Consider the following 26376-nt stretch of genomic DNA (forward strand, 5'->3'; position numbering starts at 1 on the left):
GAAAGGAAGCAAAGAAAAAGGCTTTCCCCGAAGGATTGAGGTAATTTTTGGCCAAGGCCAAAACCGCGGCTGATGCTGGTCGCTTCATGCTTTTCTTTCGCTCTCGCGAAACGCACTTCCGCTTGCATCCCCGCTATTACTAAAATCCTTCGAACTCTTCCCTAATTTCAATTCCCCTATGCGCCATCCCTGAGAAACCCAATATTCAATACCCTCCAAAATGACAAGCGGAAGCCTAAAACTGACTACTGCCACCGCCTACTGTTTCCGGTGAGCTAACACCGTGGGGGGTTGTCCGTTAAAGGGGTTTTGCATGCGCCCGATGGTCCGGGCGCCCATGCCGGAAGCCCGGATCACGCTCTTGTCTCCATAGCGTTCGCGGATCCGGTCCATGGCCGCATAGAGGTTGAGGGCTTCCTCGGTATCCTCAAAAAGGTTGATCTGGTAATTCCCGGGGACCAGGTGGCTGAACCGCACCCCGATGAGGCGTACCAGCAGCCGCCTGTCGTATAATTTTTTAAACTGTTCCAGTACCTGCGGGATCAGTTTGTGATCTGCACTGGTATAGGGGATACGAAGCTGTTTGGAATAGGTATTGAAATCGGAATAGCGGATTTTGACCGTTACACAGGCCGTGAGCTTGCCCCCGCGCCTGAGCTGGAAGGCCAGGTTTTCGGTCATCGCAATGAGGATGCCCTTAAGGCGGTGCACGTCTATGGTATCCCGGTCAAAAGTGCGTTCGGTAGAGATGGATTTGCGTTCGCAAAAAGGCACCACCGGGCTGTTGTCTATACCGTTGGCCCGTTTCCAGATAAGCGCCCCGTTGGCCCCCAGTACCCGTTGGAGCAGGTCTATCGGCATTTCCTGCAGGGTGCGTATCTGCCGTAACCCCAGGTTGCGCAAGGTCTGGTAGGTCTTATCGCCCACCATGGGGATTTTCTTTATCGACAGCGGGGCCAGGAATGCCTTTTCATACCCAAAATCAATTTTAAGCTGGCTGTTGGGCTTGGCTTCCCCCGTAGCTACCTTGGAAACTACCTTGTTTACCGAAAGCCCGAAGGAAATAGGAAGCCCTGCCTCCCGGATAATTCGCTGCCGCAGCTCCGAGGCATAGCGGTAACAGCCAAAAAAGCGGTCCATCCCCGAGAGGTCTGCATAAAACTCGTCTATACTGGATTTTTCAAACAGCGGCACCTGCTCTTTGATGATTTCCGTAACCTCATCGGAATGCTTGCTGTAAGTCCCGGCATTGCCACGGATAACCACTGCTTCAGGACAGAGTTCCCGGGCCATTTTCATGGGCATCCCGGAATGCACCCCATACCCCCGGGTTTCATAACTGCAGGCAGCTACCACCCCACGGTCACTGAGGCCGCCCACCAGTATGGGTCTGCGGCACAGCCGGCTGTCCAGCTTGCGTTCCACCGAAACGAAGAAGGTATCCAGATCGAGATGGAGAATGGTTTTTTGCATCTGTTACATCAAAAAGAGGGAAGCTAATTTATGGATTATTTCCTATTTTATGGAATTTTTCCCAATATAAAAATTGTTAATTTAAAAGGCAGGCGTAAACAGCCTGAACTACAAAAAAATTTATGTTGATGAATCCTTTTAGAACCTACCTTTGGAGTGTTATAAACAATTAAAACCCATGCGCACCCTAAGCATCCTGACCCTGCTCCTTTTTTATTTTTCCGCATCGCTTTTTTCCCAGCAAAAAGACCCGGAAACCATAAAGGCCATGGTAAAGACCTTTAAAAACGACCTGCGGGGTCCCTACAAAGACATCCGCTGGTTTTGTACAGACGGCAGTATCCGGGCGCCAAAAGACCCCTGTCCGGAAGCCATCGGCCCGGGGGTTCAGCATGCCCGTTATAAAGATGCTGTGGTAGCCCTGGGCGAGAGCAACCACCTTTATCTTGGACAGATACTCGCCTATACCGATAAGGAGGCCCTCTGGGATGCCGAAAACGGGCATTCCCGCCTGATACAATATCAGCTGGAAAAATACCTGAAAGGGGTAGACAACGGCTGGATCTTACAAAAGGGACAATACTACAGGGGCGCCATACAGGCAGAAGATGAACAGGCCTGGGGGCGCAGCTTCTATACCTGGCTACTGGGGCAGGACAGCCTGCTGATATCCCGTTATTTCCTCATCCGCCAGTCGCTTAAAGACATTCCCCATGGCGAGGAGAGCAATACGGCCCAGCAAATGCGCATACAATCCAAAGTGATCTCCGATACCTATCCAAACTTTATGGACCTGCGGGTAAAGATCCACAGTGAACCGGAACCTTCCGATATCGAAAAGGTACTTGCCTTTCGCCGGAAAAACGATGCGGCATTAACCCCCGAACTCCGCAGGCAGTTTGAAGCCCTCTTAAAAACCATGCGGGAATTTCACAAACCTGCAGATTTGGTCAGTATTTCAAAAATGGGGCCTGCGGTAAAGCAGCCCGAGCTGAAAGCCGCCCTTGAAAATCTGGCTGCCTGGGAATCCCTGTCCGGAAACCCGGCAGAACTCACCAAAGAAGTTTCCCGCCTTCTGTTGCTGATTCGCGAAAAATTATCTGAAGAAAAGGATGCCGCTGCCCGCCTGGAATTACTGGATATTTCCCTGGAACTCGAAAAAATAGCCTTTAAAAACGCCATTGCCTGGCAGACGCCTACCCTGGCCACCTTGCTTGAAAAAATTTGCCATTTGGGGATGGCTGCTGCCGGTGCGGGTTACCTGGAAATATGGGAATGGAACGAGCTGGTCTCTGAGCTTTCGGTATTTGACAAAGGCACCCTGTCGCTGGATGCACTGGATTGGGTACTGCAGCGATCCCGTAGTGCGGTGGAATGGAGCGCCAGTATGATCAAGGCGCATTACGAGGCAGAAGTTGCCACCTACCTGGAATTTGAACCGCTGGTCTCTGGCTTTATAGATGACAGGATCCGCGGCTCGGTAGCCCTGCACCTGGGCCACAGCATTGGGGAACTTGGAAATTTTATTGCACAGGAAACCTCCCTGACCAACAAAATGATGCAAATCCCCAACCAAAGTACTATCCGCGGGCTTAACCCAGGCTTTGCCATGGGAGAATTAGTAGTAATAGAGGGGTCTCCGGAAGGCGTTGAAGTTGCCTCGGACAAGATCTATATTTTCCGCCGCCCCCCTTCCGACCTGAAACCTGTGGCCGGGATCGCCACAGTAGCCGAAGGGAACATGGTTTCCCATGTACAGCTGCTGGCCCGGAACCTGGCCATCCCAAACGCTGCCCTTTCGGACCAGAACTTACTGGATCTTCGAAAACACAATGGAAACATGGTTTTCTATGCCGTTTCCAACCAGGGAAATGTGATCATGAAACCCGTCATTGAGATGACTGCCGAAGAAAAGGCACTTTTTGCCAAAAGGGAACGACGAGACGAACGAGTGGCCGTGCCCACGGAGCAAATGCAGCTGGATGTTAACAAGGTACTGAACCTGCGATCGGTAGATGCCGGGGATTCCGGGCAGCTCTGCGGGCCCAAGGCAGCCAACCTGGGGCAGCTGAAAAAAATGTTTCCCGAAAAAGTGGTGGAAGGCCTGGTGATACCCTTCGGGATTTTCAGGTCTCATATGGACCAGCCCATGCCCGGGCAGCAGAGCAGTTACTGGGGCTTCCTGCAAACCGTTTTTGCCGAGGCAGAACGCATGCGGTCCCAAAATATCCCTGAAGCAGAGGTTGAAAACTTTCAGTTACGCCAGCTAAAGGTATTACGGGAAGCCATTTTAAAAATGCCTTTCCAGGACTTTTTTGCAGATGAATTGGAAAGAGGTTTCAGGGAAATACTGGGAGCAGACCTGGGCGAGATAGCGGTTTTTCTGAGGAGTGACACCAATATGGAGGACCTGAAGGACTTTACAGGAGCCGGGCTGAACCTGACTATCTTCAACAGCCGGGACAAAGAGAAGATTTTGGACGGGATCCGGGCGGTCTGGGCCTCCCCTTATACGGAAAGGAGCTTTAAATGGCGGCAGAAATTCCTCCTGAACCCGGAAAATGTTTATCCTTCCATCCTGGTTATCCCCAGTGTGGACGTGGAGTACTCCGGGGTATTGATTACCAAGGGGCTTGTGTCCGGTTCGGATACAGACCTCACCATTGCCTTTAGCCGCGGAGCCGGCGGGGCGGTAGACGGGCAGGCGGCAGAATCTTACCTTTTACGGGGAAACGGGGAAAACGTACTCCTGGCCCCGGCACGGGAAGTGACCTACACCCGTTTGCCGGCAGGCGGAGGTACCCGAAAAGACCGGGCCAGCTTCGAAAAGCCGGTACTAAGCAAAGAGAACCTCAGGGAAATCCGGAAAATGGCCGCTGCAATCCAGCAAAGGATCCCGGTGGAAACCGGGTCGGACTACCAGGGAGCTTACGACGTGGAGCTGGGCTTTCTAAAAAACCGCCTGTGGCTTTTCCAGATCCGGCCCTTTGTTGAGAATAAAAAAGCCACCAGTTCTGATTATTTGGAATCCATTAGCCCTGCTTTTGATAAGAATCGATCCATATCACTCACGAAAAAAATTAACCCATGATCAAGTTTTATCTGACCCTTGGTGGTCTTTTTATGGCAGGAATGCTTTTGGTTTTCCCGCCCTATCCGATTGATGGATACGAGAAAACCGGCATCCGCAGGCTCAAAAGGCTGGAACGCATCCAGAAAGGAGAGCTCAAAACTACCACTCCCCTGCCGGCAGGTGCCCTGAAGTCCTGGAGTGAAATTGATTTAACCCTGGCCGATAGGCCCCAGGATAGCGCACAGACCTTTTTGCAGGTGGACGAAACCCTGCAAAAGGAGATCAGCGCCTTGTTCCGGGGCCTGGACAAAAGCTATTCTCTGGCTGTTATCGACATCTCCAACCCTTTTGAACCCCGGTATGCACAACGCAATGAAAGCCTGGGTTATCAACCAGGCAGCGTGGGAAAGCTGGCAGTCTTATTGGCCCTCTTTGATCAATTGGCAAAAATTTATCCGGACTCATGGGAGCAGCGCACCGAATTGCTGAAAACCCGTTATGTAAAAGCAGGGGTCTGGGGGCTGACCGATGAACATACCATCCCGATCTACGACATCGAAAAAGACCAACTCGTCAAAAGACAGGTGATCGCTTCCGATGTGTTTTCCCTGTACGAATGGGCAGACCATATGCTTTCTGTAAGCAACAATGGGGCAGCCAGCATTGTCTGGCGGGAAGCCGTTCTGATGGCAGCATTTGGCCAGGATTACCCGGATCTGAGCGAGGAACAGGCCACGGCCTACTTTAAGGAAACCCCGAAAAAAGATTTAACTGACCTCAGCAACGATGTGGTCAACCTTCCCCTGCGCCAATTGGGGATTGGCCCTGACGAATGGCGCCTGGGCAGATTTTTTACCCGTGGGGCCAACACATACGTAGGCGATAAAGGGGGTAGTATCGGAACACCCCTGGGATTGATGAAATTCCTTATTCAACTGGAACAGGGAAAGGTAGTGGATTCCCTCTCAAGCCTGGAAATGAAACGGCTGATGTATATGACTGACCGCAGGATCCGCTACGCCCAGGCGGGGGTCCTGAAGGAAGCCGCCCTGTATTTTAAATCCGGAAGCTTGTATAAATGCGACAGAAGCAAAGGGGAAGCCTGTGGAAAATATATGGGGAACGTACAGAACTACATGAACTCGGTGGCCATTGTGGAACACCCAAATAAATGCAGGTATATAGTAGTTTTGATGTCTAACGTGCTGCGAAAAAATTCTGCTTCCGACCACATGTACCTGGCCGCCTCGATTGACAAGGTCATCCGGAAGGAGTAGCTGCCTCCATGGCCTGGCAGGCACGGCTGGCAAAATCCCGTAGTTTCTGGTCCGGATCTTCCAAAAAGGGTCGGGCCAGCTCCATATATTTTGGATCTGCGCTTACTTCTATCAGGTATAAAACGGCCAACCTCAGCTTGAGGTCTTCCAGGTCCAGTAATTCCCTGAAACATTCCCTCTCGGAGATTACCTGCTCCTTGATCCGTTGGACGGCTTCCTCCGGGCTCCAGTCTTGTGCGGCCTCCTCTATAATGGGCAACAGCTTACGACGTAAATTCCCCGTTAGCAGGTTATCAAGGAAATCAATCGCATTGCTGCGGGCTTCCTGCTGATCGCTCATAAGGCCTTCATAGGCTATCTGCATATCCTGCTGTGGAAAACGCAGGCCCAGTAAATTAAAAATACGTTCCAGACCCGAATCCAGACGGCGTTCCAGCAGGTCCATCAGGGAAGCCCGGGCATCCCTTTCAAGTTCCTTTAATTCTGCCCTGCTCTTTTTACGGTTGCGATAATAGATCAGGATCTGGGTCTGCATAGCCTGCATGGTCCTGTGGTACAACTGGCATTCCCCGAATATCTTGGCTACTATTCTGCTTTGCTGGAAATTGAGGCCGGGAACATCCCTTCTCAGCTCGCTGAGCGCGCGTACCACCTCTATCCGCAGGCTTAAATCCACATCCTCAAATAATTCCAAAAGGGAATTCACGGCAAGATCATCCCCAAATTGTTTGATAACCTGTGGAAGAATTCTGCAAGTTTCAATGGGCAGCGAACGCTTTTTGACTGCATTTTGCAAATAGGGAATCAGGCGAGGGCCATACTGCAGTAATGCGGCAATCACCTCCTTCCTGTACGGTTTGGAGGGCAAAAGCCCTAATAAGCCGGGTAGCAGGCGCTCATCCATGCTGAGCCCGGAAGCCTCAATAGCCGCTGTTACCTCAGCTGGCTCTTTTGAGGCAATAACTTTTTTGATCTCGGGATAAAACTCAGGCATCCCCGAAACCCCAAGGGTTTTAATAAAGGTGGGGGAAAGGGGTTCCCGGGATTGATTCATTATCCGGTCCCGAATGCGACCGGCAAGGTGGAACCGATTCCTTAAAAGTGCATTTTCGCGGGATTCACGCGCCAGAGAAAATAAGGCAGCGTCCCGTATACTTAGTTCTTCGTGATCAAGGTACTGGCTGTAAATATCGTCAACGGCTCCACCGGAATGCATTAAAAGGTACTCCATTACGGCTATATTAAGGGATTCATCCTTTTCAGCTAAAAGGGAGGGGATACCCGCCGCCATACTTTGGTGATCCAGGTAATATAAATTACGAAGGGCCTCTGTTTTTACACGAACGGAAGGGTGTTCCAACAAACGATACATATCTTCAGTGAACCGCTTGTCATTTATCTCCAGCAGTTTGCTGAGCATAAACAGGATTTGGGATTCGGAGCCTTCGGCAAAAACCCTGCGCATCCCCGACAGTACAGACTCATTTGAATACCGTACAGGCTTCTGCTCTTGTTTGCCCGTGGTATGCGCCTCCAGGTTTTCCCTGAAAACCTTGTAATAAGCCCCCCGAACCTTATAAATTAAAAAGATCCATAGGCCTACCACTCCCAGGATGAGCCAGGTAACATAAAGGCTTTTAAAATCCATCCCCTTAATAAAGAAAATAAGCAATATCCCCGCCACCCCAGTTGCCAGGCTATCAATTACCACATCGATAAAGGCCTTGGTCTTTTTCTTCAGTTCGGCAGACAACGGAAGTGCCAGCATCTCAAAGGCACTTTTATTCACAGATTGCTTCATTATACCGTCCATGGCCTTAATCATCACAATTGCGGATAATTCAGGGACGATCAGGAAAAAAATACTCCCGAATAAGATGCCAAGCGGCAAAAGGAGAAGGGATAGGCCAACACCCCAAATCCCAACAATGCGATGGGTCAGGAACAGCTGTACCGCCAGGGAGAACAGATTAAAAGTGGAAAACCAAAAGCCAAAGAAGGCAGTAAGCTCGTCCGGGTCATTAAAAGAACGGGCCGCAAAATCGCTGAACTGATAGTCTACCAGTTTGGCGGCCAGCACGCTGGTTGCGACAATAGCGGCCATATAAGTGAGGTGTCTGGACTTACGAATTAGCTTCCAGGGCTGTTCGCGAACGGCAGGTTCCCTTTTGCTCTTGCGGTACAACCCCAATCCTTCCACCCGCAGCTTCCAGATGGCCGCAAGAATAGGGAAAATGCCCAACAAGAGCAGCCCCGCAAAACCAAGCACCAGGGCATTTCCCAGAAAGGGCGCCAGCAGTGAAGCCAGGTATCCGCCAAAAATACCTCCCAGAATACCCCCGGAACCTATGAAACCAAAAAGGCGTTTCGCATCCCGGATACTGTACACCAGGTTTGCCAGGATCCAGAACTGTGAAGCGGTAAGCACCGCATAGATAGCCACCCAGGTATAGAAAAAATATAGCATCCATCCCTCTAACCATCCAAACAACAACAAAACAGACAGGAGGAAAAGGACTACGGCCGAACAAACCAGGCTGCCCTTAATGATTGCCTTGAGGGAATAGATTTCCAGCAGGCGGTTATACACCCTGGAAACCAGCAGGGCAGCCCCGGCCACAATCAAAAACGCCAGCGGAAGCTGCTGCGGGCCCAGTTCCGACAGGAACAAGGCATTTACAGCCGGCTTGATGATCAGGAGGACAGCTATGACAATAAAAATATAGGAAAACATTAAAAGGGAAATCTGATATTCCCCTTTCCGGATGTTGAACAAATCCCTTATAAACTGGTGGATCATTGTAACGCTGGTCCTTTCTAAAATTCAGTTGAAGTTAGGACTTTTTCAGAATCTTTTCCACGGGCCGGACCAGGTCCCGGATTATCTGTTCCCCTGATGGATCATCTATCAGCGCCACCAGAATGTACCGGCGAGCCGGGTCTTTCCCCCAAACCAGGATGGAGTCTGAATGATAGGTTTTCCAGGTACCGGATTTGCGGAACAAACGGGCTCCAGGGGCCAAAACATCCAGTGTTTTCACAAATTTGTGGTGCAGTTCAGGGTTTTCAAAAATGTCCAGCATTTGACGGGATCTTTTTTCATTGACCAGTTTACCGTTCGCCAGCAGATAATAATAGCGGCAAACCTGGTTTACAGAGGCGGCATGGCTTAGGTTTTTTAAGGGCTCTCTGTTGGTTCCCCCTCCCTTTCCATAGCGTTTTCCCACCCAAAGGCCTCCGCCTTTTTGGGCGTCGTAAAAGGAGTAGCGGGGGTCAGTCATAACCGATTCGATCTTGTCATATCCCAGAAGGTCTATCAGACGGGTAGAGGCCTGATTATCAGATTTGCTGATCATCCGCCGCATGTCTGTTTTGATTTCGGGAGTCTCCCGCAGCTCTCCTTTTTCCAGGGCATCCATGGCCGCCAGCAGGATAGCAATTTTGGGAAGGCTTGCGGCGTACATCATATGATCGCCATTCAGGCGTGCAAACCTGACCGCATTCGGGTTACTCAGGTCTACTACCCCCACTGCCATGCGTTTTTCCGCAATCAGTTTCTCCCATTTAGGATTGGAACGCAATTCCCTGGCCAGCTTGGCCTGAAGGGAATTGTCAACCAATTCCCTGAGCGGCCTGATCTCTGAATCTGAAGTATTCAGGGGCAAACCAGCCTGGGCCCATCCATTCAGGACCCACAGCAAAACAAATCCAAATAATTTAATTTTCATCCTTGAATTAAAAAGTAGGCAAAAATAGCATACCCGGATACGCTTAATGTGTTAAAAATACGGCTGCTCCTTCTTGCGGACAGGGCTCGCTTTTCCTCAGGTTTTTTGCGAATTGATCAAAGATGTTTTGTTAAAAATCAAAGAACAGAATTCAATCAGGATTCTAATATCCTTGGTATTGGCTTCTTAATCAAAGACAAAACCTGTGGCCATTCGGTATACCAGGGCGTACAAGGCTATAAAGAAGAGTACAAAACAAAACCAGCTGAATACCTTCAATGAGTTCTTAACAAGGTAGTTTCCAAGATTTCGGAAAGCTTCGAAATAAATTTCCTTAAGTAGTAATGTAGTTTTCATAACAGTAACTTTTACCTCTTGGAGTGCAGAAGCCGTGCCAGGATTAATTAAAGAGCTAAAATTTGGATAAAATGCAGAGAATATCGGTTAAAATGAAATAATAAACATCGTTGGAGACTCCCCTGTTTTAACAAGGTGAGCTCATTTTTTAAGACTTTTTTAACACCCCTCGCCTTTTAAACTTCGTTACGTATAACGTGTAACCAAAATCAATATTTATATGAATTTTAAGTCCCAATCTTTGATTTTATTTTTTGGAATTTTTGCCCTGGTTTCCTGCAGCAAGGACGACGCAGGACCTAATGAGTCGCAGGAAACCTACCAAACCAATTTCGAGATGACGGATGCCCCTGTCGATGACAGCAATGTTTCGGCAGTTTTTGTAACGGTAGCTGATGTTCAGGTAGATGGCAAAAGCCTCGATGGATTCACCAAGACTACCATTGAACTGTCTTCTCTGGTGAACGGACAGACGCAATCCCTTGGAAATCTGGATCTGCGTGCCCAGAACTACAGTTCCCTGGAATTGGTGCTGGACAACGAAACCGATGCTTCTGGAAACAGCCCGGGAAGTTATGTGGAATTGGCCAATGGCGAAAAGGATAAACTGGAAGGATCCTTTAGCAGGATACCTGTTAACAGCACTTTTGAAGTCCTGGCCCGTAGTAGCAACCGGGTGATTATCGACTTTGACCTGCGTAAGACCATCGTAAAGGAAGAAAGCAACCTGGCTGCGGATTATAAATTTGCCAGTGCCTCCAGGATGAGCACCGGGATCCGTACCGTGAATCAGGAAGTAACCGGATCTTTACGCGGAACCATTGAGGATTCGCAATCGAATTCGGATAAAATAATTGCATATGCCTATGAAAAAGGAACCTTCAACGCCGAGTCTGAAACTTCCGGCGAGCTAAGCTTTGCCAACGCTATAACCAGCAGTGCGGCAAGTGGGTTAAACAACGAATTCAATCTTAGCTTCCTTAAAGAAGGAGAGTATGAAATTATCTTTGCCTCCTACAATGAAGAAAACGGAAGTTTGCGATTCAATTCATTCCTGGAAGTGCAATCTGCTACCGGAATTGACCTGGGTGCCATCAGTATTTCTTCCTCTCTCCAATTGAGCGCTAACGTCTCTGTTGTGGGTACCTATTAAACCTTTTTTTATATAAAGAAAAACCTGGGTTCAAGCCCAGGTTTTTTTTTGACCCAACATCAATTAATAATTTATACCGCAACAGGGCCCTAGGTTGTTGGCCCAAAGTTAAATGGCCTACTCCGAAGGTGCGTCTGTACCCTCCTGAGGTGGCATAGCCACGTAATCCCACTGAATTACCCAGGTAGAATCCTTACGTTTCCAATAGACCATATAGTCTCCCGTAAGCTGGAATGATGGCATAGGGCTGGTTTCGTTGGCGGTAAAGGTCTGCACGCCACGGCCCCGCTCCACGGCTATGTCGCCATCAAGGGCAAGGTCCAGCACTTCCAGTTGTAAATCCCACTCCCCCATGTCCGCTACTGCCATCCGGCTTTCGACCCAGGCCTGCCTGCCTAAAACAGGAGGCTGTCCCGAAATATACTGTACCAGGTCTTCGGCAAAATATTGGCCTGCTTCCTCATACGCCCCGGCCTTCATCAGGGCCGTAACCTTGTTATTAATTTCCTCTATTTCCTTTCGGACTGCCTGTACCTCTTCTTCAGGGGAAGGTGAGGCTGCTTCCATGGTGGTATCAGAAGCGGAATTGTCTTTACAGCCCTGCAGAACCATTAAAGCCAAAAATAAACTGAAGAAAATCCTGTTCATAACGATATTGTTTAGGTTATACAGAAAGATACGATTTTCCCGCAATGTATTTACAGCTAAAGTTTTTAGAGAGATATGGTCGTATAATACTCCAATCCCCAAGATTACAAACAATAATTAAAGAGACAAGAGCCTTATGATTGTAAACTAAAGAAAAGCATCACCCCCATTATGAGCAAATAGGCTATCAGAATAAGCACGACAATAATTTCAATCCTGCCATGAAATTTTTCAAAAAAGTCACTTACTTTTTTCTTCAGGGAGCTCATGTGTTTATTTGATTTGGGTATAAAGTCTCCTCCGCTGTTATTTTATTTCCAATTCCGGCAAATCCATGATACCTCTATAGAGGTGTATACTGTAAAATAATGCCAATCAATAGGGAGATAAAAGAATTAAACAACATAGAGGACATTTACAAACCCAAAATTAGGCTGAAGGTTTTTCCTACATTTGAAATATCGATGAGCGACTTTTCTTACCCCACCAAAGGAAGCAAGAATGCATTTTGTCGATGAAGTGCTTTGTTTAGTGGAATTGGAAGTGATTCATCTTATTCGATAAAAGGGTCGTAATGATCGACTTGAGTAATCAATAGGTTCTACTTAACCCCAGGTATTCAAAACTCCGACACTGCAAAGATTTCGTCCCAAATCCTGCCCATGGCAGATTCCGGGATATCTTATCCTGAAGAAAAGAGGAATTTAGTTTCAAAACCTGTCAGTCATGAAATCTCTATTCAAATTAATTCTATTGGTATTACTGCTTTGCAACTGCTCCAAAGAAGATGTGGAGCCCGTCAGCTCCTTTAGCGGTATCCTGCTAAATAGTTCAACAAATGAACCTATAGCGGATGGTGTCGTTAATATTATTGGTTATGAAGACACTTCTTTATTCGGTACGGACCGGCAACGTGGCAGTACCGCTGCCATCACGAACACGGAAGGGGCTTTTGCCCTGGATTTTACTGTACCCGGAAATGTGGATTACCTGCTTATTCGGGTTAAAGTCCCGGGCGTTTTCGCTACCACAGAATGCAGCCCTGTTGCTTGTTCAGGGCTGAAGCCCGGGAAGGATTACCTGGGGTTGACATTGAGGGTTAGTTTGGAAGATTGAATATTTTATCTATCCCTTAGCCCTTATTAACCCAAAACAAATCACCTGACCAGGGAAACTGTTCCCTCACAATCCTCTTCAGGTGTCGAACAATCTGGACCATTAACAGCCGGAATAAAGGATGTATAGGTGCCGCTAAATGTTTCGGTAGCCGGATCGTATTGGGCTGTGATGGTTTCATTGAAGTTAAGGGTCACACCGCAAACGGTCTCCGTATAGGAGAACGTAATGGTTAAGGTATTATCGGTAAAGGTGTAATCAGAGCTGGTTATACCGGTTTCTCCGATCCAGTCAAATGTACCATCCGGATTTATCTCCACCGGACCGTTAAAGCCCCCCGGGGTACTTTGCCCATCAGGGGTGACACAAACATCTGCGATAGTCATATTCCAAATTCCCGTAATATCAACTGTAGCATTAATATTCACGACAATCTCCTCTGGTATCTCACCTCTATTTAAAACCAAAGGAGTTAAGCTTAGGTCTGAAGGTTCATTCCCAACGGTACCTGAAAGTTGTAGTACACCGACTTCATCGGTGAAGATAATAGAACTGTTACCTTCAATACTTGCATCACCGGTTAAATTAAATCCAAAAGGTATGTCTGTTGCTGCATCCCATTCATTTTGGGCAATAAACTGTGTGCTAAAAAATCCTCTATCAACATCATAAGTTATATCTAATTCCTGAACTAGGCCTTCATAGTTGAAAGAGGTTCCCGGAGCTTGATTAAATATTCTCTCTGTGATATCTCCATACCGTAAGTTTCCATATGCAATATTGTTGTCAAAAAATCGGGTTTCTGTTATCCGAAGATCTGAGCCGTCAAAATCCCGGATTTGAAATAACAATTCCGCAATATCTTCAGCAATTTCTAATCTTTTGCTTATAGATTTAAATAAAAGCTGCCAGTATTTTTGTTTAAGTGTTTCTGTTGAAATACACGCAGTAAGCTCTGCAGTACGGGCAATTATATCTTTTACTAATAGAGTTAATTTTTCCTCAGTATCAGTAAAAGCCTGATCGCTCAAAATCACCTCGTCGGTAAACCATTTGATAATATCTTGGGTTAAATCCAAAACTATAGCATCACAACCACCAGTAGTCATCCATTCTTTTGATCCAATAGGAAGAATATATCCCAATAACATGGCCGTAAAATTCCTCTGGTTTTGATTAATGACCAATTCATCTAACGCTGTATCACCCTTCCCATTTGTAAAATATATAGTGTAGGATCCGTCACTGCTGAGAGTGAAGTTCTCTGTTCCAGTTTCTGGCTTTTCAAAAACCTTTTCAATCAACCAATTAGTAAATGATCCTGGGGAGAGTACAAGTTCCTTGCTTGTTAGTAGTTTAGGACCATAGACCGGCGTGCCATTTTGGTTTGAAATCTGAACACCATAAGAAGAAAATATGGGCGCTTCAGTAGGTAATACAATTGTGCCATTTCTTTGGTAATTTACTTTGAATTGGGCAACGATATCCTTTCCTGAATTAGAATTGTTATCTTCTAATTCTGCCAAAAACACCCTGACATTGGCGTCAAAATCAGGATTATTTATTACTGATACATTTTGATCCAAAGCTTTTTCTACCTGGCTTTTTAGTGTAGGGTAGATATCGGACCCCATCAATGAAGCTTTTAATACACTGTCCTCTAAATCACGAATAGAAATTCGAGGATAGGTCTTAACGAAGAAATACACAACATCATCGATGGTTATCTGATCTTCTGTGATTGCTTGTGGAAAATATCCCAGGATGATCTCGTCTTCATCATTTGAAAAGATAACCGGGGCCTCAATATTTTCCTGATCTGCAATATTATCAATGTTACCTACTGCATCTATTTCGGCAGTGCCGCTTGAGGAAAAAGAGGTAAGGTTTTCAAGAATTAAATTACCAGCACCTTCTAAATTAATAGATACCGTATTGGAAGGAACAGGAGTTGGATCAGGATCAGGATCAGGAGCCGGGGAGTCAATATCCGTAACGCTATTGGAGGTTGATTCGTCTTTGGAACAGTTGGTTAATGCGAAAAGGAATACAAGGGCAATAAGAAATTTGAATGAGAATCTCATTTTGGTTGGTTTTTAGAATGTTCGTTCAGGGGGAACTAGGCACCTAACTGCGGCAGGAAGGTCAATTTGAAGAAGTGAGGACTTACAATAAAAGAAAAAAAACTAATAAATAAAAACGAGTAGAGATTTTGAATAAATCCTCTAATATTTAAAATCTCTTGAGCTTCTCTTCAATCTCGCGCTAAAAAACCACAAAAAGAAACGCTTTCAATAATGATCCCAAAAAAGAGTAGCTATCTGTCAAAACTCGCCGGGAATGCTTTCCTGACGGAAAACTTCCCTTCGAGCTCATTTTGAAAGCCACAAAAGGAAGCACTTCGTTCGCTTCAAAAAAAGAAGCGAGCAATCTGGGCGAGAGTCTTCTCAAAACTCGCCGGGAATGCTTTCCTGACGGAAAGCTTCCCTTCGAGCTCGTTTTGAAAACCGAAAAAAGAAACGCTTTCAAATGTGATCTGGGTGGAAAGTAGCATTCCCTCAAAACTCGCCGGGAATGCTTTCCTGACGGAAAGCTTCCCTTCGCGCTCGTTTTGAAAGCCGCAAAAAAAACACGCCGCTTGTTCAAAAAGGATGAGAACAAAACTTCGCGGTGGGATTGTTTGCCTAACGGCAAGCTTCCCTTCGAGCTCGTTTTGAAAGCCGCAAAAAAAAACACGCCGCTTGTTCAAAAAGGATGAGAACAAAACTTCGCGGTGGGATTGTTTGCCTAACGGCAAGCTTCCCTTCGAGCTCGTTTTGAAAGCCGCAAAAAAAAACACGCCGCTTGTTCAAAAAGGATGAGAACAAAACTTCGCGGTGGGATTGTTTGCCTAACGGCAAGCTTCCCTTCGAGCTCGTTTTGAAAGCCGCAAAAAAAAACACGCCGCTTGTTCAAAAAGGATGAGAACAAAACTTCGCGGTGGGATTGTTTGCCTAACGGCAAGCTTCCCTTCGAGCTCGTTTTGAAAGCCGCAAAAAGAAACGCTTTCAAATGTGATCTGGGTGGAAAGTAGCATTCCCTCAAAACTCGCAAGGAATGCTTTCCTGTCGGAAAGCTTCCCTTCGAGCTCGTTTTGAAAGCCGCAAAAAGAAACGCTTTCAAATGTGATCTGGGTGGAAAGTAGCATTCCCTCAAAACTCGCAAGGAATGCTTTCCTGTCGGAAAGCTTCCCTTCGCGCTCGTTTTGAAAGCCGCAAAAAGAAACACTTTCAAATGTGATCTGGGTGGAAAGTAGCATTCCCTCAAAACTCGCAAGGAATGCTTTCCTGTCGGAAAGCTTCCCTTCGCGCTCGTTTTGAAAACCACAAAAGGAAGCACTTCGTTCGCTTCAAAAAAAGAAGCGAGCTTCTTTTTTGAAGCTCGCTCATACTTCCACTCTTTTGTGGTTTATCCGTACCTCGGGTGGGAATCGAACCCACACGGTATTGCTACCACTGGATTTTGAATCCAGCGCGTCTACCAATTCCGCCACCGAGGCGTACGCCTTCTCGGTCTGCGTCTACCTCCCGATAACTATCGGGACCGCCACCGAGGCAAAAGGGTTCGCAAAACTATAAAATATTTTTGATCGGGCATTCAAATTCCATTTAAATATACTTTAGCAACTCAAATAAATGTGTAAATTTGCACCTCCTTTTAAAAGAGGGACTTAGCCCAATTATTTAAAGTTGCTGTAATGTCGTATACGGTACCGGAACCCAAGATTTTTGCCTGCACCCAGAGCAAGGCGCTAGGCGAGCGAATTGCCAAGGCCTATGGGGCGGATTTGGGGAAGGTTATTTTTTCCCGTTACAGTGACGGGGAATTTCAACCCTCTTATGAAGAGTCTATTCGCGGGGCCCGTATTTTCGTAATCGGGTCTACACATCCCGGTCCGGAAAACCTGATGGAAATGCTGTTGATGCTGGATGCTGCAAAAAGGGCCTCGGCCCGTCACATCACCGCTGTGATGCCATATTTCGGTTGGGCTCGCCAGGACCGCAAAGACAAACCCAGGGTTCCTATTGCTGCCAAATTGGTAGCCAAGATGCTGGAGGCCGCAGGAGCTACCCGAATTGTAACCATGGACCTGCACGCAGACCAGATACAGGGCTTTTTTGAAAAACCGGTAGACCATTTATTTGCCTCTACCCTTTTCCTGCCCTACCTCAAAAGCCTTGGGCTGGATAATTTAACGATTGCCTCTCCAGACATGGGGGGTTCTAAAAGGGCTTATGCTTATTCCAAAGCCCTGGAAAGCGATGTAGTGATTTGTTACAAGCAGCGGGCCAAGGCCAATGTTATTTCCCATATGGAACTCATCGGGGACGTTCAGGATAAGAATGTGGTACTGGTAGACGATATGGTAGATACGGCTGGAACGCTCACCAAAGCGGCAGACCTGATGATGGAGCGCGGCGCCAAAAGCGTGAGGGCCATCACCACCCATGGGCTGCTTTCGGGCAATGCCTATGAACGCATCGAAAAATCAAAACTGGAGGAGCTGATCATTACAGACTCCATCCCAATCGAAATAAAAAGTGAGAAGGTAAAGGTATTGAGCTGTGCCGATTTATTTGCAGATGTAATGCACCGGGTACATCACAATACTTCTATCTCTTCCAAATTTTTAATGTAGCATATTAATTAAACTTAGATAATGAAATCAATTACAATCCAAGGATCACAAAGAGAAAGCGTGGGCAAGGCATCGACCAAGGCCTTACGTAATGCTGGAAAGGTCCCTTGCGTGGTATACGGGGGGGAGAAACCATTGCACTTTTCAGCCGATGAAATCTCATTCAAAGATTTAGTGTACACTCCCAATGCCCACACCGTGGTAATTGAGATGGACAAGGGCGAGAAGATCAGCGCCATTATGCAGGATATTCAATTTCATCCGGTTACGGATGCCATCCTGCACGTAGACTTCTACCAGCTCTTCCCGGACAAGGAAGTGACCCTGAAAATCCCGGTTCGCCTGCTCGGCAACTCTCCTGGGGTTCGAAACGGGGGGCGTCTGTTGTTCAGAAAACGCAAATTGGTTATCCGCGCTCTGCCGGACAACCTGCCAGACTTCTTCAATGTGGATATTTCCAAATTGAAAATTGGGGATAACATCACCGTGGGAATCCTGAAGAGCGATGATTTTACCATCCTCCACCCGGATACTACAGTGGTAGTACAGGTTAAAACTGCCCGTACGGCTATCGTGGTTGAGGAAGATGAAGACGCAGAAGGTGTTGAAGGAGAAGAAGGAGCTGCTGAAGGAGCTGAGGCTGCTGCTTCCGAAGAAACGGCTACTGAAGCTGCAGAATAAGTATTAGATAAGTATTCATTAAGGCACCCTTATCTCCCAAAGGCGATAAGGGTGCTTTTTGTATTTTAGGATAATAGTTACATGTGGTCCCTATTTCAAAGAATATTTAAGAAAACAGATTCCGAAGCAGAAGCAATACCCCCTATGAAAAAATATCTGATCGCAGGACTCGGAAATATCGGGCCCGAATACGCCAAAACCCGCCACAATATTGGTTTTAAGGTCCTGGATGCTTTTGCGGATAGCAGGGAGTTTACTTTTGAAAGCAAACGCCTGGGCGATCTAGGAAATATCCGGATCAAAGGTCGCAGCATCTATTGTTTAAAGCCAACCACCTATATGAACCGCAGCGGGAAAGCAGTACAGTACTGGATGGAAAAAGAAAACATCCCGCTGGAAAACCTGCTGGTCATCACCGATGACCTCAACCTCCCATTTGGGACGCTGCGCCTGAAAACCAAGGGAAGCGATGGGGGGCACAACGGGCTTAAAGACATTCAGCAGGTTCTCGGGACTACGGCCTATGCCCGCTTTCGTTTCGGAATTGGTGACGAATTCAGCAAGGGAAGGCAGGTAGATTATGTGCTGGGGGAGTGGGATGAAACCGAGTTGGAAAAACTGCCGGAGCGGCTTAAACGGTCTGTTGAACTGCTTGAGTCCTTTGTCCTTGCAGGGCCCAAAATAACCATGAACCAGTTTAACGGGACCTGATTACGTTGTTCCCTTTATCTTTTAAGGATTTTCAGCACCCGTTTTTGCCTCCCGTTTTCTACCTGAACAAAATAGAGGCCGGTAGGAAGCCCTCCCAGGGATATTTGTACCGTATTTCCGGAAGGCTGTGTTTCCCGCATCAAGAGCAGCGCCCCGGCCGTATCAAAGACTTTGATATCCACCAGGGTATCCGCCCGGGTAATGAATATTTCTAGTACATCCGTAACCGGGTTCTCGAGGGCAGAAATTTTACTCCCGCTCAGGAAGGTAGCCTGGAATGTGCCTTTGCAGATGGGGATGCCTTCTACTTCCAGGGTATTGATCCCGTCGGGCAGCTGCAGAGTTAAGGCCGGCCCATTGACGGTTTGTTCCTGGCCGTTCAAACGGATCAGATAGCTGTCCGAGCCACTCAGGGACAGCTCCACCGTTTTGCTGTCAGGGCTTTGTAAGGCGGTTACTTCAAAAAATGGTGGTGGCTGAATCACCACATCCACGCAGTACTCCTCGTAAACAATGCTGCCATCCGTCCCATCGATACATAGCTGATAAGTGCCAGGGGCCAGGTCCGGTTGTGCAAAAACAGTGGTAAAAGAGGCGTTCACATTTGTTCCCGGACCGAGGATGCGAATGTTGTAGTCCAGCGGTTCACTGGCCTGTACCAAAATGCTCCCGTCATTTGCACCTGTACAGGTTTCCGCTGTAGTGCTGATCTCAAACTGATCGGGGGCAAAGCGATATACCGGACAACCGTCTTCATCCACTTCCGTTCCCGGAGGGGTTCCGAGGCACAGATCATCTCCATCATCAAAAACCCCATCCCCGTCCGCATCCGGGCGGAAAGCGCCTTCAACGCATAATTGCAGTGAGAAACCGTTTAACTGGCCTCCGTCTGCCGGAATCGTGTCTTCTATGCGCAGGGTCCAGGTTCCCAGGCTTGATTCCCCTGTAAAAGAATCAAGCGATCCCAGCGGCCTTACGGTTCCGGAAATAGCCGGGTTATTGGCACATACAAATGGGGCAGCCCCCTGCTCAAAAGTGGCATTTACGTCATTGGCCTGTCCGCAGGAATTGGCTATAAGGGTCACCTCGGTACCTGATGGCGAAATTAGGGTGATCACCAGATCTGAAAGGAAACTGTGAGCCAGGTCCAGGTCCAGGCTTACCGATGTTACGGGCAGGTCATCTATAAAGGTCACGGAGGATTCAACAGTAGGAGTCCCACTGGCTGATATAGTAAGGGGTAAGCCCTGGGCTGCAAGGGTACGGCATTCCGTACTGATCGTCCTGAAGGTAAAGGCACTGCCAAAGGCACCCTCCCCGCAGGAGTTGATGGCCTTAAGCCTCCAGAAGTAGTCGGTATCGGGTTGGAGGGTTTGCGGACTATAGGAGGTACCATACACCACCTGATCTGCCACTATACTGGAAAAGGCCGCATCCGTTGCCAATTGCAGCTGATAAGCCTCTGCATTGTCACTGGCCTGCCAGCTGAATACCGGACGCAGCGCTACATCCAGGGAATTATCGGCCGGAGCGGTCAGGACCACATCCGAAAAACTCCCGGAGCTGATCTGTAGTTCCAGCGGAATGTCTGCCGAAATACTGCCATTTGTACCGTTCACTGTAAACGTATACAGCCCGGGTGGCAGCGCGGCCGTATTGGAAATAGTAAGACTTACCAGGGTTCCGTCAGCCTGCACCGTATTGGTTGAAAAGGAAGCAGAGAGCCCTGCAGGAAGCCCCACAGTACTCAGGGTAACTTCCTCATTGAAGCCCCCAAAGGTATTAAACGTAAGGCTGTACTGGGCATTGTTTGGCTGGCAAACTGATTGGGCTAACTCCTGAAAATCCAACACAAAGGCCTGCTCTTCAATTGTAATATTGCTGGCATTCACGGCAAAAAATATCTGGTCCCTCGCCTTTACCATAAAGCGGCCCTGAGTGCTTGGGGTAGCCGGCACCTGAACCGATGCCATCCCGTTGTTCGGAAGCTCAGCTGCCAGGAGGGTTGAAAAATCAAGGCCCCCGTCATCCGAATAGTATATATCTACCTGTTGTGCATTTACGGGGGCAGCCGTGGTTCCGGCAACATCCCAGCTAATCGTTTGTACGCTCCCTGCCGCATAGGTTTGCGGGCTGGCCTGTGAAAGGACTGTAAAGGGTCCCCGATCTGCCTCCACGCTTACCCGTACCAAATCGGAAACTACCTGACCACCTCCAGCGGCATTATCCCGTACCGTAAGGGCAAAGTTCAGGTCCCGGGCAATAGTGGAAACGGTTTCCCATGCCGAATTAATAGGGGGCTCTGTCTGGGTCAGGTTTCCGCTGGCGACCCTTGCAAGCCTGGGAAAATATCTGCCGGGCGTCAACTCGGGTGGCAGTGATCGGAAATTAGCACCACTGGGGTTTTGCGGTCCGAAGGAAGTGGTGGTAACCAGGCCGTCGTCTACCTGTTCCCATGCATAGGTCAGCACATCTGAAGGATCGGGGTCAGAAACCAGCCCTTCCAGGACAAATGCCGTTCCCTGCGGGATATGGTAGTCGGGTAAAGGAGTGATTTGTGGTGGCGAATTGGAAAGGGAAACCTCCGTTGCACAGCTGGTGCCCGCTATATACTGGAAAATTTGCGAAATGCTGTAATAGTGGAAATAATCATCTCCGGCGGGTTGCACATTGTTACCCTGGGCAATCCCGGCATATCCCATAATGGTTGTACCGCTTGCAGGTTCTGCCTGTACCCCCGTTCCTTCGGAATCAAAGGACCAGGTGTGGTTTGCCCCGAATTGATGCCCCATTTCGTGGGCTACAAAATCCAGGTCAAAACGGTCTCCCTGAGGAGACGGGGTTGCCGCAAAAGCGGAGCCTTTGCGGTTATCCTGGCACACCGCCCCCACAAAACCGGCATTCCCGGCTTCGCTTCCCTGATGGAACAGGTGGCCAATATCGTATTGGGCGCTGCCGATTACGGTATTCAGGGTAGTCTGTACCTCGGCACTGAAATTCCCCCCAAAGGGATCGCTTGCCGGATCGGTATAGATAACCTGGTCGTTATTGGCAACTAATTCCAGGTTTATGGCCAAATCCCTTTCAAATACTTCATTAATGCGGGTCAGGGTGGCTGCAATAGCCGCCAGGGCATCCGGAACCGTCCCTCCGTGGAATTGAGTGTATTCACCTGTAGTGGCAACTGCCAGTCGGTACCGGCGCAGGGTTTGGTCGTCAGCTAATTTGGCGGTAAAGAAGTCCGGGGAAGATTTTTCCAGCAAAGGCAGGGTTTCGCATTTCCAGCTTTTCATCTGCTTTTCGAGATCTCCTCTTTTAAACAGTATGTACTTGTCGGGTTGCACACCGGACTTTTCTATAAAAGTGGCACTGTTGCTTCCCACCTTGTGTATGATCCCCTGAAATCCTTTATGGGTCAGGCTAAAACGTATCCGGTGCTCAGAACCATCTATCCCCCTTCCGACATACGATCGGATGCCCGGGTATTTCTCCTGCAGTGCCGGGGCCAGGACGGAGCGTTCCTCAATTTGGTAGCGCCTCAGGGTCCCGGAGGCGTCCGGAAAAGATAAAACAATACTGGCCTGCCCCTGTTGCAATGGTTTGAGGGCAGTCTCCAGCCTCTCAGCCTGCATTTTAAAGGCCTGCCCACCCGTATTCCTTACTTTTTCGCCAGACAGGGTCAGTTGTTCTGAAGCCCGGTCTGCCCTTTGCCAGATTGCCTGCAAATCCTGTGAGGTTCCATAAAAGCAGGCAAAGAATATGGGAATTGATAAAACAAGACGTAATTTTGTCTTCATCAACGAAGATTTCCTGCGCTAAAAGTAAGCCTTTTTTATTATTTTGAGTCTGTGATAACCATCAAGGGCCTGCCCAATTACGATATAAAAACACCTGCCGTGGTGACCATTGGCACCTTTGACGGGGTGCACATCGGGCACCGCATAATTCTGAATCGCCTGATTGCAGATGCGCGCTCCCATGGAATGCAGGCAACCTTACTCACCTTTTTCCCGCATCCCCGGATGGTGCTGCAAAAAGACAGCAACCTCAAATTGCTCAATACCATTGAGGAAAAATCCGATATCCTCAGGGAAATAGGATTGGATTGCCTGGTGATCCACCCCTTTACCCGTTCCTTTTCCAGGCTTACGGCCACCCAATTTGTGAGGGATAAACTTGTAGGGGTGCTGCATGCAAAAAAAGTAATTATCGGCTATGACCACCGCTTCGGGAGGAACCGTAATGCCAACATACAGGACTTGCAGGCCTTTGGCAACCTGCTAGACTTTTTAGTGGAAGAGATCCCTGCCCAGGAAATCGATGAAGTTTCGGTAAGTTCTACCAAAATACGGAAGGCACTGCAAACCGGTGACCTGCAAACGGCTAATGAGTACCTGGGCTATTCCTATATGCTCTCAGGAAAGGTAATCCGGGGGAAGGGACTCGGAAAACAGCTCGATTTCCCCACTGCCAACCTGCAGATAGCAGCAGATTATAAGCTGATTCCGGCAGGGGGCGTTTATCTTGTTTCAGCCGGCATAGATGGCAAAACCACATACGGCATGATGAATATCGGCAGCAACCCCACGGTTGACGGGACTGGTCAGCATATAGAAATCCATTTTTTTGATTTCGATAAAAACCTCTACGGCCAACCCCTTCGGGTATCTCTGCTGGATCGCCTTAGGGATGAGCAAAAATTTGAATCCGTTGAAGCCCTCAAGGCCCAATTAGAGAAGGACAGGCTGCAGTCTTTGGAATTAATTGCAAAACGCTGATGTCCGGGCCACTCTTCAAACGGGTAGATAACAGTCCGCTCGTTCTCTTCAGAGTTTTTTTTGGAATCTTACTCTCCCTGGAGTGTTTCGGGGCCATCCTTACCGGCTGGGTTAGCAGGACTCTGGTATTACCCGAATTCACTTTTAATTTTATCGGTTTTGATTGGCTGCAGCCCCTGGTTGGGCCGCAAATGTTTGCCTACTATGCCCTTATGGGGCTATTGGGGGTATTTATTGCCCTTGGTTTCCGGTACCGCCTGAGCATTATCCTCTTTACCTTGCTTTGGACCGGGTCGTATTTGCTTCAAAAAACCGCTTATAACAACCATTATTACCTGCTGGTACTCCTTTGCGCCTTTATGTGTTTTTTACCTGCTGAACGCGCCTTTTCCCTGGACAGCCGGGATAATCCATCCCTTAAATCCAACAGCATGTATGCCTGGGTTCGCTGGTTCTTTATCGCACAGTTATTCATTGTATACACCTACGCGGCCATTGCAAAGATGTACACAGACTGGATGGACCTGAGTTTTATATCACTTTTGATGGAATCCAAGGCAGGGTATCCGCTCATCGGGGAGTTTTTGCAATACCCGGAGGTGCACCGCGGGATTGCCTGGTTTGGCCTGGGTTTTGACCTGCTCATCGTACCCCTTTTGCTCTGGAAACCCAGCAGGGGAATAGCCCTGGCGCTGTCTTTATTCTTCCACCTGTTTAACTCAATTGTCTTTCAGATCGGGATTTTCCCATACCTTTCCCTGGCCCTGATTATCTTTTTCTATCCGCCTGAAACCATCCGCAGCAAGTTTTTCCCCAGGCGAAAGCCTATAGCTGCTACTGAGCCAGCCAAACCCCGTCACAGCCAATGGTTGCTAATTGGCCTGGGCTGCTATTTCCTGATACAGCTTGCGCTTCCGCTCCGCCACCATTTTATAGCAGGGGATGTACTGTGGACAGAGGAAGGCCATCGGATGAGTTGGAGAATGATGCTGCGCAGCAGAACCGGCAGGATTCAGTTCCGGGTTGTAAACAAGCAAAGCGGCCGTGAGCAAAGGGTCAATCTGCGGGAATACCTCAGTGAAAAACAGATCGGCAAGGTAGCAGCCTATCCGGATTTTATCTGGCAATTTGCACAACACCTGAAAAGCGAATACAACAGAAAGGGTGAAGACATTGCCGTCTATGTCGAAAGCCAGGTTCGGATTAACCGCAGGCCATATGCTCCCTTTATCGACCCTACCACCGACCTGGCTTCCGAGCCCTGGGACCCCTTTGGGCACCATAGCTGGATCCTTCCGGAGGCCTACGGTAATAAAGAGTAAACCCCTGCCCATAAAAGCCCGCCGGGGTCGTTTCCAGACTATGGCAGGTTCAACAAATTAACATTAAATTTGCGCTTCAATTAGAGACCGATATGTTGCCACTACAATTCCTTCGTGAAAAAACGGATTTAATCGCTTCAGCATTGAAGAAAAGGGGAATAGATGCCGATTCCATGATACAGGAAATCCTGGATCTGGATGCGGAAAGAAGGAGCCTGCAGGCCCGGCTGGACAGCGCCCTTGCCGAATCCAACAGCCTTTCAAAGGAAATAGGGGCCCTGTATAAATCAGGCAAGGCTGACGAGGCCAATCTTCTGAAAAAGCAGTCTGCAGATCTGAAAGAAGCTTCCAAAGGCCTGTCTGATTCACTGAACCAGGCAGCGGAAGCCCTGCAGCAGGCACTGTATCAACTCCCCAATGTTCCTCATGAATCGGTTCCTGCCGGGCAAACAGAGGAGGATAACGAAGTAATTCTCGAAGCAGGCGAGGTTCCAGAGCTATCAGGCGAAGCGCTTCCGCACTGGGAACTGGCCGGAAAATTTGACCTGATCGATTTTGAGTTGGGAGTAAAAATTACGGGTGCAGGCTTTCCGGTCTATAAAGGAAAAGGTGCCCGCTTGCAACGCGCATTGATCAGCTATTTTCTGGATTACAACACGCAGGCCGGATACACCGAAGTTCAGGTACCCCATCTGGTCAATGAAGCTTCCGGTTTTGGCACCGGACAACTACCGGATAAAGAAGGGCAAATGTACCATGTAGGGGAAGAAAACCTGTATCTTATCCCCACGGCTGAGGTACCCGTTACCAACCTCTTCAGGGATGTGATCCTGAATAATGCCGACCTGCCCCAGAAATATACGGCTTACACCCCTTGTTTCAGAAGAGAGGCGGGGAGTTACGGGGCTCATGTGCGTGGCCTCAACCGCCTGCACCAGTTTGACAAAGTGGAACTAGTGCGGGTAGAGCAGCCCCAAAATTCATATGCGGCCCTGGAAGAAATGGTAGGCCATGTAAAAGGGTTGCTGGAATCGCTGAAACTGCCTTTCCGCATCCTCAGGCTCTGCGGGGGAGACCTGGGCTTTACTTCGGCCCTTACCTACGATTTTGAAGTGTATTCTACAGCCCAGAAACGCTGGCTGGAGGTGAGTTCCGTTTCAAACTTTGAAGCCTTTCAGGCCAACCGCCTGAAACTGCGCTACAGGGATGCAGACAACAAACCACAACTGGCACATACACTCAATGGCAGTGCCCTGGCACTTCCACGCATTCTGGCAGCCATCCTGGAAAATTACCAGGATGCGGATGGGATCAATATCCCGGAAGTATTGGTTCCATATACCGGTTTTGACCGTATCTCCTGAGCAGGCTTATCATCTCC

19 protein-coding genes and 1 tRNA gene are annotated in these 26376 nt (G+C 48.4%); 10 read left to right on the forward strand and 10 right to left on the reverse strand.

Features of this window, described 5'->3' with window-relative positions; genetic code table 11:
- Positions 1 to 258: 258 nt before the first annotated feature.
- Positions 259 to 1473: a DNA polymerase IV gene (gene dinB / locus ACT6NU_RS04465; RefSeq protein ID WP_445383261.1), complete on the reverse strand. Its 1215-nt coding sequence runs from the start codon at positions 1471 to 1473 to the stop codon at positions 259 to 261.
- 178 nt (positions 1474 to 1651) lie between these two features.
- On the opposite strand from dinB, the gene ACT6NU_RS04470 reads away from it, so the two are divergent.
- A complete protein-coding gene (locus ACT6NU_RS04470; RefSeq protein ID WP_445383262.1) occupies positions 1652 to 4564 on the forward strand; it encodes a PEP/pyruvate-binding domain-containing protein in 2913 nt (970 codons plus the stop codon).
- On the forward strand, positions 4561 to 5823 hold the full coding sequence (locus ACT6NU_RS04475) for a serine hydrolase (protein WP_445383263.1): 1263 nt from the start codon (positions 4561 to 4563) through the stop codon (positions 5821 to 5823). Before ACT6NU_RS04470 ends, ACT6NU_RS04475 begins: the two co-directional genes overlap by 4 nt.
- Here the strand turns inward: ACT6NU_RS04475 and ACT6NU_RS04480 are convergent.
- The 3 genes from ACT6NU_RS04480 to ACT6NU_RS04490 form a co-directional block, all read right to left on the reverse strand.
- Entirely contained in the window at positions 5807 to 8623 is a 2817-nt protein-coding gene (locus ACT6NU_RS04480; RefSeq protein WP_445383264.1) for an Npt1/Npt2 family nucleotide transporter, read from the reverse strand. The two genes, ACT6NU_RS04475 and ACT6NU_RS04480, sit on opposite strands and share 17 nt — an antisense overlap.
- 34 nt (positions 8624 to 8657) lie before the next feature.
- Positions 8658 to 9551 (reverse strand): serine hydrolase, encoded by an 894-nt coding sequence (locus tag ACT6NU_RS04485; protein WP_445383265.1) that lies wholly within the window; start codon positions 9549 to 9551, stop codon positions 8658 to 8660.
- Between the two features lie 186 nt (positions 9552 to 9737).
- The gene (locus tag ACT6NU_RS04490; RefSeq protein WP_445383266.1) at positions 9738 to 9908 is read right to left on the reverse strand and encodes a DUF6747 family protein; all 171 of its coding nucleotides are present in this window, start codon (positions 9906 to 9908) and stop codon (positions 9738 to 9740) included.
- Between the two features lie 220 nt (positions 9909 to 10128).
- Here ACT6NU_RS04490 and ACT6NU_RS04495 point away from each other — a divergent pair, with 220 nt between their 5' ends.
- Complete coding sequence (locus tag ACT6NU_RS04495; protein ID WP_445383267.1) at positions 10129 to 11061, forward strand: DUF4382 domain-containing protein; 933 nt, start codon at positions 10129 to 10131, stop codon at positions 11059 to 11061.
- 117 nt (positions 11062 to 11178) lie between these two features.
- Here ACT6NU_RS04495 and ACT6NU_RS04500 read toward each other — a convergent pair whose 3' ends face one another.
- On the reverse strand, positions 11179 to 11709 hold the full coding sequence (locus tag ACT6NU_RS04500) for a YybH family protein (RefSeq protein ID WP_445383268.1): 531 nt from the start codon (positions 11707 to 11709) through the stop codon (positions 11179 to 11181).
- A gap of 726 nt (positions 11710 to 12435) precedes the next feature.
- Between ACT6NU_RS04500 and ACT6NU_RS04505 the strand changes: the two genes are divergently transcribed.
- On the forward strand, positions 12436 to 12825 hold the full coding sequence (locus tag ACT6NU_RS04505) for a hypothetical protein (protein ID WP_445383269.1): 390 nt from the start codon (positions 12436 to 12438) through the stop codon (positions 12823 to 12825).
- Between the two features lie 41 nt (positions 12826 to 12866).
- Here ACT6NU_RS04505 and ACT6NU_RS04510 read toward each other — a convergent pair whose 3' ends face one another.
- The 4 genes from ACT6NU_RS04510 to ACT6NU_RS04525 form a co-directional block, all read right to left on the reverse strand.
- Complete coding sequence (locus tag ACT6NU_RS04510) at positions 12867 to 14909, reverse strand: hypothetical protein (RefSeq protein WP_445383270.1); 2043 nt, start codon at positions 14907 to 14909, stop codon at positions 12867 to 12869.
- Positions 14910 to 15235: 326 nt separating this feature from the next.
- Positions 15236 to 15664, reverse strand: a complete 429-nt coding sequence (locus ACT6NU_RS04515; RefSeq protein ID WP_445383271.1) for a hypothetical protein — start codon at positions 15662 to 15664, stop codon at positions 15236 to 15238.
- A gap of 51 nt (positions 15665 to 15715) precedes the next feature.
- The gene (locus tag ACT6NU_RS04520) at positions 15716 to 16123 is read right to left on the reverse strand and encodes a hypothetical protein (protein ID WP_445383272.1); all 408 of its coding nucleotides are present in this window, start codon (positions 16121 to 16123) and stop codon (positions 15716 to 15718) included.
- Positions 16124 to 16279: 156 nt separating this feature from the next.
- Positions 16280 to 16363: transfer RNA gene (locus ACT6NU_RS04525), tRNA-Leu, on the reverse strand.
- A 198-nt stretch (positions 16364 to 16561) separates the two neighbouring features.
- Between ACT6NU_RS04525 and ACT6NU_RS04530 the strand changes: the two genes are divergently transcribed.
- From ACT6NU_RS04530 to pth, 3 genes are all read left to right on the forward strand, one after another.
- Positions 16562 to 17503 carry a ribose-phosphate pyrophosphokinase gene (locus ACT6NU_RS04530; protein ID WP_445383273.1) on the forward strand — a complete coding sequence of 314 codons (942 nt, stop codon included), beginning with the start codon at positions 16562 to 16564 and terminating at the stop codon, positions 17501 to 17503.
- Positions 17504 to 17524: 21 nt separating this feature from the next.
- Entirely contained in the window at positions 17525 to 18184 is a 660-nt protein-coding gene (locus ACT6NU_RS04535) for a 50S ribosomal protein L25/general stress protein Ctc (protein ID WP_445383274.1), read from the forward strand.
- A gap of 81 nt (positions 18185 to 18265) precedes the next feature.
- Positions 18266 to 18895, forward strand: a complete 630-nt coding sequence (gene pth, locus ACT6NU_RS04540; protein ID WP_445383275.1) for an aminoacyl-tRNA hydrolase — start codon at positions 18266 to 18268, stop codon at positions 18893 to 18895.
- A 14-nt stretch (positions 18896 to 18909) separates the two neighbouring features.
- Here pth and ACT6NU_RS04545 read toward each other — a convergent pair whose 3' ends face one another.
- Positions 18910 to 22692, reverse strand: a complete 3783-nt coding sequence (locus ACT6NU_RS04545; protein ID WP_445383276.1) for a zinc-dependent metalloprotease — start codon at positions 22690 to 22692, stop codon at positions 18910 to 18912.
- Between the two features lie 51 nt (positions 22693 to 22743).
- On the opposite strand from ACT6NU_RS04545, the gene ACT6NU_RS04550 reads away from it, so the two are divergent.
- From ACT6NU_RS04550 to serS, 3 genes are all read left to right on the forward strand, one after another.
- Complete coding sequence (locus ACT6NU_RS04550) at positions 22744 to 23673, forward strand: bifunctional riboflavin kinase/FAD synthetase (RefSeq protein ID WP_445383277.1); 930 nt, start codon at positions 22744 to 22746, stop codon at positions 23671 to 23673.
- Complete coding sequence (locus tag ACT6NU_RS04555; RefSeq protein ID WP_445383278.1) at positions 23673 to 24995, forward strand: HTTM domain-containing protein; 1323 nt, start codon at positions 23673 to 23675, stop codon at positions 24993 to 24995. Before ACT6NU_RS04550 ends, ACT6NU_RS04555 begins: the two co-directional genes overlap by 1 nt.
- A 92-nt stretch (positions 24996 to 25087) precedes the next feature.
- Positions 25088 to 26359 (forward strand): serine--tRNA ligase, encoded by a 1272-nt coding sequence (serS, locus tag ACT6NU_RS04560; protein ID WP_445383279.1) that lies wholly within the window; start codon positions 25088 to 25090, stop codon positions 26357 to 26359.
- Positions 26360 to 26376: the final 17 nt, after the last annotated feature.

Source organism: Robiginitalea rubriflava (assembly GCF_052540725.1).